This is a genomic window from Hymenobacter sp. J193 (genome assembly GCF_024700075.1).
Lineage (GTDB): Bacteria > Bacteroidota > Bacteroidia > Cytophagales > Hymenobacteraceae > Hymenobacter.
The window spans coordinates 2,943,801-2,955,327 of record NZ_JAJONE010000001.1 but is presented as its reverse complement, the minus strand read 5'-3'; the positions used below and the strand labels follow the sequence as shown (position 1 = coordinate 2,955,327).

Sequence of the window (11,527 nt, the reverse complement as noted above, 5' to 3'; positions counted from 1 at the left end):
TCAATAGCCCGGCAACCAGAAAACCATTCAGCCGTGTACGTTCACACTTCAATACCCATGAGGCGCATAAGCTGGCTGGCGTTGAAGGAGCGGCACACACCCGGGGTGAGGCGGTAATCGAACAGGATCTGCTCGCCCTCGAAGGTGCTGTTGAAGCTGTAGTTGGTCACGTAGCCGGGCAGCTCCTCGGCCAGCGCGCCCAGCTCCAGGTCGTGGGTGCTGATGAGGCCGCTGGCCGGCAGCCGGTGCAGCTGGTGGATGAGGGCCCGGGCGCCCCGGTGCCGGTCCAGGGAGTTGGTGCCCTTCAGGATTTCATCGAGCAGGTAAAACACCGGCTGCCCGGCCTGGGTAAGCTCCAGGAGCAGGCGCAGGCGCTTGAGCTCGGCGTAGAAGGAGGACGTGCTTTCGGCCAGGTTGTCCTGGGTGCGCATGGCCGTGTACACCTGGGCAGAACGCACGCGCAGCCGCCGGGCGCACACCACCGCCCCTGCCAGAGCCAGCACCATGTTCAGCCCTACCGTGCGCAGGAATGTGGTTTTGCCCGACATATTGGAGCCCGTGACCACGCCCGTGCGGCCCGCCCCTACCGTGCTGAAGTCGTTGGTGATGCGCTCCGCCGAGAAGATCAGCGGGTGGCCCAGGCCCTCAGCCGTGAACTCCAACGCCTCCGCGCTGATTTCCGGCACGGCGTACGTAGGGTTAGCCAGCTGAAACGCGGCCAGGCTCACCAGGGCTTCGGTTTCGGCTACCACGTCCAGCACCTCGTCCAGGCGGGAGCCCAGGCGGCGCTTCCAGCCTTCGAGCCGCCACATCCAGAAGAAGTCCCAGAACAGCAGGTTGTTGGCGAAGAAGGCTGCCAGCGTGCTTTGACGCATCGAGAAATACTCCACGATGGTAGCCAGCTGCCCGAGCTGCACGGAAGCCGGCTGCCCATCTTCCGGGAGCAGCACCCCGCGCAACGCCCGCAGCCGGGGCGCCTGCACCTCGCGGGCTTCCAGCAAGGCCAGCTGGTCGCGGTAGGCGCGCAGCACGTCGTGCATCTGCTCACTATGGTCGAAGTAGGCGTCGCGGGCCGCGCGGTAGCGGTGGTTGATGGCTCCCAGCAGCGCCAGAAACGGCACTACCACCAGGAAAGGCCGGCCGCTTAGCCACAAGCCCAGGCTGGCCAAGGCCAGCGGCGGCAGCACAAACAGCAGCGCTTTCAGCCACGTTTTATCGGCAAAGAAGTCCGGCTCGCGCAGCCAGGCCGTGAAGCGGCGCGGGTCGTCGGCCTGGTGCGGGAAGTGCCGGGCGCGGGCCTGCCACTCGTGCTGCCAGGCGGCATCGGGCGCCAGCTCGGTGGCGGCCTGCTGCCGGGCTTCCACCTCGGCAGGAGCAGCGGCCTGCTGCAGCCAGCCGGCCAGCGCATCCTGCCCCAGCCGGGAGGTGGCCCGGCTCAGCAGCTGAAACGCGGAGTGCGGCCCAAACACGTCGAGGTCGGAAGTATAGGCGTGGGCGGCGTCCTGGTAGCGCAGGCCGGGGTCGAAGTTGGTAAGGCGACCGGCCAGGCGGTGCAGCTCCTCCTGGCTGATAAGGCCCAGCAGCTGAAAGTGGCGGCGCTGGTAGCCCAGGCGGGCATGCCAGCGCAGCACCAGCACAAACACCAGGTAAGTCGCCAGCACCACGCCCAGGCCGGCCAGCCACTTCTGGTCTTTTAGCAGCCAGTACGCGGCCACAGCCCCACCTCCGAATACGGCCACCCGCAGCCAGGCCACGGCCTGATGGCGGCGGGCGAAGTACTGCTCCCGCTCGGCGTGCGCGAGCAGGTTGGCCGCAAACAGCTCGGCGGGATTTACGGAAAGCGGGCGGAAAGCAGAAGATTCGATAGACACGGCAGCGGAAGTCGGCGGACAGGCGAAGGTACGCGCCGGCCGCCGGACTGCCCGGGAGCTGTCGACAGGCAGCACCGGCGCCCGGAGTTAGCCAGGCAGCAAGCAGAGTGTTTATAACAAGCTACATTGCTTTGCCATGCTTCCCCAACTGTCTTAACCGGCCTGCTATTACCGGTCTTATACCGGGCAGTGGCGTGCCTTTCTGGTTTTGAAGCCGGCTTTTGGAATGTCTTTCATCTCAACCTCGCTTTAGGGCACCGAAATGTTGCTGTATTGTCCTGAACATGTACCAACAGATAAAGGAATGTGTACATTTGACTACTATTTATAGTCGGGCTCCATGCTCGTAGCTGAGCACTGATGGTTTATTTCCCAGCAATATTCAGGCAGCAGCGGCTTACTTGGGCGGGGCGCATATTCCTCCTACTTTCACTGCTGCTGGGTTTGCCTATCGTTGGACCGGCCCAGCCCAGCGCACAGCAGGTTGCCCAGTACCAGCGTCGGCTGCAGACCCAGCGCTTCGACCACCGCTACTGGGATGCCAGCAACGACTCGCTACGCCAAGTGCTGGCCGGGCAGCAGGCCGATACGCTGCGCCTGCAAACCCTCTCCCACCTGTTCCACCTGACGGACCTCTCGCGGGAGAAGCTGCCCGATCTGCTCCGTGAGCACCAAGAGGCGCAAAGGCTGGCTGCCCGGCTAGGCTACCCCGAGCGGGAGCCGCTGCGCCGGGTGGTTGCCTTCGATGAATTAGCGCTGGCCCCGACACTTAACCTGCCGGCCATACGCGACACCCTGCTCGCGGCCCTGCATGCCTACGATGCCCTGGGTAACGGCCCGCACCCCTATCTGCTGGAATGGATTGAGGCAACCAACAGCCAACTGGAGCAACCCGAGGCCAACCGGGCTTTCTTTTCCCGGCGGCTGGCGCACGAGCAGCAGCAGGGCAACGTGATGAATGCCGCTATCTGCTACCGGATGCTGGGCCGCTACTACGGGGCGCTGGGCGACTACAACCAGGCTATCAGTCAGCGCCTGCGCGCCGCCGAGCTGTTTCGCACGTGCTCGACCTTTCGGTACTACAACGAGCTGGGGGCCATCGGCATGCTGTACACCGAGTGGGGCAACTATGCCCGGGGCCTCCCCTACCTGCAAAAGGCGCTGACCATGCCCGGCACCCCGCCGGTTACTTTTTACCGGGTAATGAACCGAATCATTTCCTGGGCGCATCTGCAATTGGGGCACTATCAGGAGGCCCTGCGCTACAACGCCCGGGCCCAGCAACCCCGCCGGCCGGAAGCTACGCTCCCTCCCTATGACCGGGCCCTGGGATTGGTACAGCAAAGCGCTATCCTGCTGGCGCTGGGCCAACCGGCCACTGTGCGCCCGCTGCTGCAGGAAGCCCAGCACCTGGCCGACTCACTGCACATACCGCTGCGCTCCTACGGGGGAAATTGCGAACTGCAGGCCACCTGGGCCCGCTACTACGCCGCCCTTGGGGATGCGCCGCGGGCGCTGGTGGCCTGGGAGTCGGCCCTGCGCCAGGCCCGGCAGGAGCAGCAGGCGGCCCTGCGCCTGGACTACCTGCGCGCTTTAGCCGCTACCTGCCAGCAGCAGGGCCAGCCGGCGCAGGCGGCCACCTATGGCCTAGCAGCCCTGGCGCTGGCCGATACGCTGGAGGCGGCGCAGGTAGCCACGCGCGTAGCCCGGTATGAATTTGAGCAGGATGATCGGGCCCAGCAACAGCGCCTTGAGCACTTGCGTCGTGCCCAGCGGCGTACCACGGCCCAGGTGCAGCAGCAACGGGTGCAGCTGGGCGGGCTGCTCGCCGGCCTGGCGGCACTGGGCGGACTGGCGGGGCTATTGTGGCGTAGTGCGCGCCAAAAAAGCCGCGACAATACCCTACTGGCCACTCAGCGGCAGCAGCTCGAAACCCAGGCCCTGCGCCTGGAGGAGCTGGATGCCGCCAAAAACCAGTTCTTTGCCAATGCCAGCCACGAGCTGCGCACCCCCTAACCTTGGTGCTGGCTCCCCTCGAAACGCTGCTGAAAAACCCCGCAAAGCCGCTGCCTGCCGCCTTGCGTGGCCCCATAGCCATGGCCCACCACCAGGCTGGCCGGCTCAATGAGCTGGTAAACCGCATCCTGGATTTAACTCGCTTGCAGGACGGCCGTCTGCCGGTGCAGCCTACTTCCACTGCCATAGCCCCGTTTCTGCGTCGGGTGGTGGAGCAGTTTGCGCCGCTGGCTGCCGCCCGCAGCCTGGGCCTACACGGCCCGGAAAGCCTGCCTGATGAGCTGCACCTGCTAGTGGATTCCGACAAGGTGGAGCAGATTCTAACCAACCTGCTTATCAACGCCCTGAATCACACGCCCGTCGGTGGCATAGTGACCATGACGGCCGCGCTGCCCGGCCCCGACGGCTACTACGCCCTCACCGTGCGCGACACCGGGCCCGGCATCGCGCCGGTCGAGCAAGAGCGCGTGTTCGAACGGTTCTACCAGAGTCCGCAAAACCAGGCGCAGGGCGGCACCGGGCTAGGCCTGGCCCTGAGCCGGGAGTTGGCCACGCTGCTGGGCGGAACCCTCACGCTAGCCAGCAAGCTGGGACAGGGCGCGGCTTTTACGCTGCGCTTCCCGGCCGAGGTGGTCGTAGAGTCAATAGAGGAGAGCGAAGATCGAAGAGAAGAAGACAGTAAAGCGCAAAGCCAACTGAACAAGAATGTTGCGCCCCCGGAGCTTACTGCTGACCTTATCGCGCATACGCCACCCCGCCCCCGGGTGCTGGTGGTAGAAGACGAGCCTGACCTGCGCAGGTACCTGCAGGAGCTGCTGAGCCCAGCCTACGAGGTGCTAACCGCCACCGATGGCCAAGATGCCCTGGAGCTGCTGGCCCGCGAAGCGCCCGTGGACCTGATTACCACCGACGCCATGATGCCGCGCCTGAGCGGCACCGAGCTGCTGACCCGCCTCAAGGCCGACTCCGCCCGGGCGGGCCTGCCCGTGCTCATGCTCACGGCCCGCGCCGATGAGGGCCACCGCCTGGAAGCCCTCACCGTGGGTGTGGACGACTACCTGACTAAGCCCTTCGCCCCGGCCGAGCTGCTCACCCGCGTGCAGACGCTGCTGGTGCGCCACGCCGTGCGCCGCCAGTTTACCAGCTTGCCCGAGGATGGCTTGAACGAAAACGGCACCACGCCTATAGCTACCGTTGTAGTGCCGGTGGCACCAGAAACAGAAGCGGCAGCAGTAGCCACCGAACCGTTAGCCCCGTCGGCCGGAACAAGCAATCAGTTGGCTCAGTGGCAAACGCAGGCAGCCGGGCATTTATCCAACGAGCAGTTCGGCCCGGTAGAGCTGGCCCGCTTGCTGGGCTTGAGTGAGCGGACGCTCTACCGCCGCCTGGGCGAACTGGCGGGTCTCACGCCGGCGGCCTGGCTGCGCGAGCTGCGCCTGCATCAGGCCCGGCAGTTGCTCGAGGCCGGCGGCTTTGGCACGGTGACGGCAGTGTCCGACGCGGTGGGATTTGCCTCAGCCAAACACTTCAGCAACCTATACGCCGAGCGGTTTGGCCGCCGGCCCAGCGACTACCGAGCGGCCCCGGCCTAGCGCGCCGGCTGGCGTGGGGAGAGGGACAAAGCGGCGTGGGCGACCAGCGGGTAACCCCGGAGCAAGCGGCCCGGATTCAGACAAACTCCTGCCAAAAGATTGATAAATGGAGGTGGCGAAGAATGTCAGAAGTGTGACCCGGTTTCAATGCCATATCCAAATTCTGCCGAGCAATAATTACCGACCTGGGCTGGCTTCTTTTTATGATGTGGCGGGCAACGTGCGGGCGGGTATGGTCAGCTCGGTGGGCAAGAGTAGTCACCAACACCACCGGCAACAACATGCAGGCCGCGCGCCAAAACCAGATCAGTAATGGGAGCGGTGCGCTACAATACCTCCGGCAACTACAGCGTGGCCGTCGCCAGCACGGAGGTGTATACAACTACTTATTCCGGCCAGCAGTGGACTGAGGGGCGTGACCTTTGATAACATGCTGGTCAATGTCAGCCTTTATGGTATTACGTGGCCGCTGTTCTGCCCCGATCAGCGCAAGCTAGGCCGGCCGGGCCGCCGAGGTTTCAGGGTCCCAACCCGGCGGCAGGCGGTGGTACGCCCCGTCGCAGTAGGGCTTGTTGGCCGACTGCCCGCAGCGGCACAGAGCCGTGCGGGGGTGTTGCTCGGTGCGGCCATCGGGAAAGAGCACGTCCAGCGCACCTGTTACAATGAGCGGCCCGCCTGGCTTCACCTCTACCCGCACCTGGGCAGGCTGTACCGGCTCTTCGGCGGCCGTGGCGCGGGCATTGTCGGCAGAAGCTGCGAGCAGCCCGGCGTTGCGGAAGTAGCCGAGGGCGCCCGAGGGACACGGCTCTACCTGCCGCTCCATGGCTTCAGACGAAGCTGCCCTGGGGTCAATCCAGGGACGGCGCTCGAAGTTGAACACGCCGGGCAAGCCACGCACGCAGTTTTTGGAGTGGATGCACAGGGCCGGCTGCCACACAATGGTTACCTCCCGTTGGTGTAGTGCTTGACGATAGGCTGCATAAAAGAGAACATAACGCGCCGCACGGGCGCCAGTAGCATCAGCTGTTACCCGGCTACCACGGCTATACACTTCAGCTCAATGGCAATGGGCGTGGGCAGGCAGTTGATTTCGACGGTGGTGCGGCAAGGCTGGCTGCCGGCGAAGTACTCGGCGTAGAGGCGGTTGTAGGTAGCGAAGTCCTCGCGCATATTGGTCAGAAACACGGTCACGTCCACGAGGTCTTCCCAGCGGGCCCCGGCTTCTTCCAGGATATAGCGCACGTTTTGGAACACAGCATGGCACTGGCTTTCGAAGTCGTAGCGCAGGATGCGGCCGGCCTCGTCCAGCTCCACGCCGGGCACGGCCGCTTGGCCGCGCTGGCGCGGGCCGACGCCCGATAGGAACAGCAACTGGCCGACGCGGCGGGCGTGCGGGTACAGGCCCACGGGCTCCGGGGCGCGGCTGGAATGGTGGGCAACGGAAGTTTCTTCGGCTTTCATAAAGTCAAATCTATTGAAATTCGACTCTTTGTATAGAGGCTGAACCCGCCAGCCGGTTTCCGCCGTTGAGAAGCCGGGCCGCCCGGTCCACTTCCCTTTCCCGCTAGCCCCTTTTGCTATGAAGCAGTTGCTTTCCCGTTGCGTGTTGCTGGCCGGCCTATTGGCCTTTTCCCTGGCACCCGCCCAGGCGCAGAAAAAACTCAAAGCCCCCAAGCCCGACGAAGACAAAATCTACGAAGCCGCGGCCCAGCCGGCCGTGCCCGTAGGCGGCATGGAGGCCTTTGCGCAGTACCTGTCCGACAAGCAGAACTACCCCACGGCCGCCCTGCAGCGCGGCACGCAGGGCACGGTTGTAGTCACCTTTGTGGTGGAGAAGTCGGGCGTGGTGTCGCACGTGGAGCCCCAGCAGCCCATTGACCCCGACCTGGACCGGGAGGCCGTGCGCGTCATCAAGGAAGGCCCGAAGTGGACGCCCGCCCAGAACCGGGGCGAGAAAGTGCGTATGCGCGTGAGCATCCCCATCACCTTCCAGATTCCGGCCGACCAGAGTGCCCCGGCCGTTGCATCTGCTCCCGCTGCTACGCCAGCGCCCGCCCTACCGCCGGCACCAGCGGCTATGGACAAACCCACCGTGGTAGCGCCCGACCAGCCCGCCCGCCCCGTGGAGGGCACCGATGCCTTTTTTGCCTGGATTCAGCAGAACCTGAAATACCCCGCCCAGGCCAGGCAGCGCAAGGTGGAGGGCCGCGTCATTGTGGAGTTCATCATCCAGAAAGACGGTACGCTCACCGACATCAAGCCGGTGAAACGCCTGGGCTCGGGCTGCGACGAAGAAGCTGTGCGCCTGATTCAGGCCTCGCCCAAATGGGTTCCTGCCACCTATCAGGGCCAGCCCATAAAGCAAAAGATGGTGTTGCCGGTTGTATTCCAGTTGTAACCATCAGCCAGTTGTCACGGGGCATGCTTCACCTGCACTAAGCATCACCTTCTACTCTGCTCTGCTATCTATTCCCCTACCTGATTCTTTCCCATGCTTGCCCCCCTACCTCTGCTGAGTGCTCCGCCCGTTCAACCGCTCGTGCCCGAGCCCGTGGTGGGTCCGCTGGCTATGTGGCCTCACCAGGCCCGCTTTCGGCAGGCCGCCCAGCAGAGTGCCCAAAGCATTTTCGATGCCCTCGACGAGGAGCTGAACCCCACGGTGCTGCTGCTGGGCATTCCGGCCACGCCCGAGGGGGAAGGCGGCCCGCTCATCCGGCTGGAGCCCGATGGGGCGCTGCTGCACGGGGAGCGGTTTGCCGCCGTGCGGCAGCGGGGCCAGGAACTGCAACAGCAGGAGCCTTGGCCTTTCCAGGGCTACGAGGTGGTATCGGAGTGGTTTGAGCAGTGGCGGCAGGAAGCCGTGGCCTTGCGCCGGGCCGTGCAGGAAGTATTTGATGCCGACCCTTCCGCCACCAAGCGCGCAAGCTTTGTGGGGCTGCCCGTTCTGGTACACAACCACTTCGTGCTCACGGTATTACAGCTCAATGCCAAGGTACTGCGCCGCTACGCTGCCCTGGAGCCCCTGCGCTTCTACACCGATGGCCGCCCGCTGGCTACTTCGCTTATCCAGTCGGTGGTGATGCGCTTTCACGAGGAATGCTGGAAAGCCCTGAATGAAACCGAGCCCGGCCTCAGCCTCTTTATGCGCCCCCGCGACACGGAGGAGGTAATTCGGGCGGCGGGGCGGCTGTTTATGGATACGCCCGCCCAGGACCTGGGCCTCGACCCCAACGACGCCAAGCTGTTTGCCACCTGCAACACCATTTCCTCCCTACGCTACGAGGGCGCCGAGGGCGTGGGCAAGCTGCTCTTAGCCCGCCGCCACCACCCCAACCTGGAAGAAGTCTTTGCCCTCACCTGCCCCACCCCGCTCACCGACTACCGCGCCGTGCGCAAGCTGCTGGAGATGACCACGCCCGACGTGAGCCTGCTGGCCGACGGCGAAAACGTGTACGCCCTGGGCCGCCTGGTGGGCCACTACGACCCTGCCCGCGAAGATTTGTTCATTATCAACTTCGTGAAGCACTACATCTGGGAGTTTCAGCACGATGGGCAGGTGCTCATGCGCGCCAACTACGGCCAGCCCGCTTTGCCCCGAACCCGCCTCAACCGTACCCACTTCCGCCGCGACCTGCGCCGCACCTTCGGCCTTACCGATAACGCCAAAATAGAGCGCCTCTGGGATGTGGTGCTTGAAGCCAGCCGCCAGAAGCACGGCACCTTGCTCGTCATCACCACCGAGGCCCTGGCCGAAGCCGACCGCCTCAAGCTGCAGTGTACCCTCATCGAGCCCGTACCGCTCACGCCCCTCATCACCCGCCTCATTACCGCCATCGACGGCGCCGTGCTCCTCGACCCCGACGGCTACTGCTACTCTATCGGCGTCATCCTGGACGGCAAGGCCACCGGCCGGGGCACCAGTACCCGGGGTGCCCGCTACAACTCAGCTATCCGCTACGTGGAAAGCTCGCCCTACCCCTGCCTGGCTATCGTCGTCAGTGAGGATAAGCTCGTCGATGTCATCACCAAGGAAAACCTGGACGAGTAGCGGCGCTCACGCAAACACCAACCCCTTCCGGCAGTCTGAATGCGTTATTCAGGCTGCCGGAAGGGGTTTTTATGTCAACTATTATTATTTCTATACTTTGGCTATCAATATAATAACCAATACGAGAAGGAGCCGAGCGGCGGGGCTTAGATGGCCTGGTACACCATGGCGTTGATGTTCATGCCCGCGCCTACGGACGCAAACACCACTACGTCTCCGGCCTCTATGCGCTGGTTGGGCAGTTGCCCGCGGAGCAGCAGGTCCAGCAGCGTGGGCAGGGTAGCCACCGAGGAGTTGCCCAGCCAGGAAATTGTCATGGGCATCACACCAGCCGGAATGACGGGCAGGTTGTACAGCGCATACAGGCGCTTGAGGATGGCCTCATCCATCTTGCCGTTGGCCTGGTGAATAAGCACCTTGCGCACCGCCGTGAGCGGCACGCCCGCCTTCTCCAGGCATGCCTGAATGGCCTGGGGTACGGTTTTGAGAGCGTACTCGTAGAGCTTGCGCCCGTCCATCTTCAGAAACAGGTCACCGGCAGGATAGGTAGGGCTATAAGATGCTCCCATGCGCAGCAGGTGTGCTTCCTGCGCGGTATCGGAGCGGGTAAGATGGGCCAGAATGCCTACCGGCTCAGCACTGGCGCGGGCTTCGAGCACCACGGCCCCGGCCCCGTCGGCGTAGAGCATGCTGTCCCGGTCGTGGGGGTCGCACACCCGCGAGAGGGTTTCGGTGCCGATGACCAGGATGCGGCTGGCGTCGCCGGAGCGCAGAAAGTAATTGGCCTGAATAACACCCTGCAGCCAGCCGGGGCAGCCAAACGGCAGGTCGTAAGCTACGGTGTAGGGGTTGCGGATACCCAGCCGGGCCTTGATGCGGGCGGCCAGCGTGGGCACCATGTCGGTACGCCGGTTATCGGCGGCCACGTCGCCGAAGTTGTGAGCCACGATGATGTAGTCCAGCTCCTCGGGGTTGCCTTCCCAGGACGCCAGGGCGGCCTCGGCGGCCAGAAAGCCCAAGTCCGAGGTCACCAGGTCATCGGTAGCGTAGCGCCGCTCCCCGATTTCCGTGATTTGCTCGAACTTGGACGTTATTTCGGCGCCGGGCTTATCGAGACGGGTGCCGGTGGCGTCGTAAAACGCAGTATCGACGAAGTGCTGGTTGGAGACGGTACGAGGCGGCAAATAGCTGCCCGTGGCCGTTATAACGGAATACCGATTCATGCTCATGGCGCGGGCGCAATGACGTAAGAGTTCAGGGTTGGGCGCGTTGGACGCGGGCCACCAGAGTAATGCTAACCGGGCTCAACAAGCGGTTCTTTCCCAGGATAGCCGCTACCAAAGCGGTGCAAGGTCGCAAAATAAACGGCAAGCCCAACGGCTGCCGCCGTAGGCTAGGCTTTTTTGGCCCGGAACGACCAGGTAATGCGGAAGGTGGCTACTACGTCGCCGGCCTCGTCGCGGCCGGTGCTGGTGCATACCACGGGGCATCCCTCGCCCGTAGCCCGGCTTTCCCGAATTGCCTCGGCAATAAGCCCGCCATCGGCGCAGTCGAAGGTGACGAGGCCCACGGCCTTTTTGGTGAACTCCGCCTGCAGGCCCACCACCAGCATCGACACCGAGCCGGCCGCCGCCTGGATGTGCTGCATAGCCAGCACTCCGCTGGCCATTTCGGCGGCCATGCTCAGGCAGGCAAAGTAAATGCTGCGAAATGGATTTTTGGTGAGGTACTTGAACGGCACCGTCACGGCCGCTTCTTCCGCCGTGAGGGCTACCACGCGCAGCCCCGCCAGGTAGGCCATGGGCAAACTTTTGAGCATAAAAACCCGCAGCTTGGCAGGGTTCAGAATGGTTTGGCGGAAAGTAGCAGCTTTGTCCATAGAAAAGCAAAGTACGAAAAGTTCGGCATGCCGACTATTATTCAACCTGACCGTCCACGCCAGACGCGGCAACGGCGCCAGCTAGCGGGTAGCTGGCGCCGTTGCGGGCAGTTCTTCGGGT

At 64.0% G+C, this 11,527-nt stretch carries 9 protein-coding genes; 4 read left to right on the top strand and 5 right to left on the bottom strand.

Features of this window, described 5'->3' with window-relative positions:
- Nucleotides 1-41: 41 nt before the first annotated feature.
- Complete coding sequence (locus tag LRS06_RS12960) at nucleotides 42-1,871, bottom strand: DNA mismatch repair protein MutS (protein WP_257871858.1); 1,830 nt, start codon at nucleotides 1,869-1,871, stop codon at nucleotides 42-44.
- A 444-nt stretch (nucleotides 1,872-2,315) separates the two neighbouring features.
- Here LRS06_RS12960 and LRS06_RS12955 point away from each other — a divergent pair, with 444 nt between their 5' ends.
- Together LRS06_RS12955 and LRS06_RS12950 are read left to right on the top strand one after the other, a co-directional pair.
- Nucleotides 2,316-3,887 (top strand): hypothetical protein, encoded by a 1,572-nt coding sequence (locus LRS06_RS12955; protein ID WP_257871857.1) that lies wholly within the window; start codon nucleotides 2,316-2,318, stop codon nucleotides 3,885-3,887.
- A gap of 5 nt (nucleotides 3,888-3,892) precedes the next feature.
- Nucleotides 3,893-5,479, top strand: coding sequence for a response regulator (locus tag LRS06_RS12950; RefSeq protein ID WP_257871856.1), 1,587 nt, complete (start codon nucleotides 3,893-3,895; stop codon nucleotides 5,477-5,479).
- Nucleotides 5,480-5,972: 493 nt separating this feature from the next.
- Here LRS06_RS12950 and LRS06_RS12945 read toward each other — a convergent pair whose 3' ends face one another.
- Nucleotides 5,973-6,530, bottom strand: coding sequence for a (4Fe-4S)-binding protein (locus LRS06_RS12945; protein ID WP_374679427.1), 558 nt, complete (start codon nucleotides 6,528-6,530; stop codon nucleotides 5,973-5,975).
- The gene (locus LRS06_RS12940) at nucleotides 6,506-6,940 is read right to left on the bottom strand and encodes a RidA family protein (RefSeq protein WP_257871854.1); all 435 of its coding nucleotides are present in this window, start codon (nucleotides 6,938-6,940) and stop codon (nucleotides 6,506-6,508) included. Before LRS06_RS12940 ends, LRS06_RS12945 begins: the two co-directional genes overlap by 25 nt.
- A 118-nt stretch (nucleotides 6,941-7,058) precedes the next feature.
- Here LRS06_RS12940 and LRS06_RS12935 point away from each other — a divergent pair, with 118 nt between their 5' ends.
- Nucleotides 7,059-7,877, top strand: coding sequence for an energy transducer TonB (locus tag LRS06_RS12935; protein ID WP_257871853.1), 819 nt, complete (start codon nucleotides 7,059-7,061; stop codon nucleotides 7,875-7,877).
- Between the two features lie 93 nt (nucleotides 7,878-7,970).
- Nucleotides 7,971-9,527 (top strand): DNA integrity scanning protein DisA nucleotide-binding domain protein, encoded by a 1,557-nt coding sequence (locus LRS06_RS12930; protein WP_257871852.1) that lies wholly within the window; start codon nucleotides 7,971-7,973, stop codon nucleotides 9,525-9,527.
- Nucleotides 9,528-9,673: 146 nt separating this feature from the next.
- Here LRS06_RS12930 and LRS06_RS12925 read toward each other — a convergent pair whose 3' ends face one another.
- Nucleotides 9,674-10,756, bottom strand: a complete 1,083-nt coding sequence (locus tag LRS06_RS12925; RefSeq protein WP_374679426.1) for a 3-oxoacyl-ACP synthase III family protein — start codon at nucleotides 10,754-10,756, stop codon at nucleotides 9,674-9,676.
- A 164-nt stretch (nucleotides 10,757-10,920) separates the two neighbouring features.
- A complete protein-coding gene (locus LRS06_RS12920; protein ID WP_257871850.1) occupies nucleotides 10,921-11,406 on the bottom strand; it encodes a DUF4442 domain-containing protein in 486 nt (161 codons plus the stop codon).
- Between the last annotated feature and the right edge of the window lie 121 nt (nucleotides 11,407-11,527).

Bases quoted from the DNA above. Each gene is read 5' to 3' on its own strand.
- LRS06_RS12930 (WP_257871852.1), top strand. From the start codon at position 7,971: ATGCTTGCCCCCCTACCTCTGCTGAGTGCTCCGCCCGTTCAACCGCTC.
- LRS06_RS12935 (WP_257871853.1), top strand. From the start codon at position 7,059: ATGAAGCAGTTGCTTTCCCGTTGCGTGTTGCTGGCCGGCCTATTGGCC.
- LRS06_RS12920 (WP_257871850.1), bottom strand. From the start codon at position 11,406: ATGGACAAAGCTGCTACTTTCCGCCAAACCATTCTGAACCCTGCCAAG.
- LRS06_RS12940 (WP_257871854.1), bottom strand. From the start codon at position 6,940: ATGAAAGCCGAAGAAACTTCCGTTGCCCACCATTCCAGCCGCGCCCCG.
- LRS06_RS12925 (WP_374679426.1), bottom strand. From the start codon at position 10,756: ATGAGCATGAATCGGTATTCCGTTATAACGGCCACGGGCAGCTATTTG.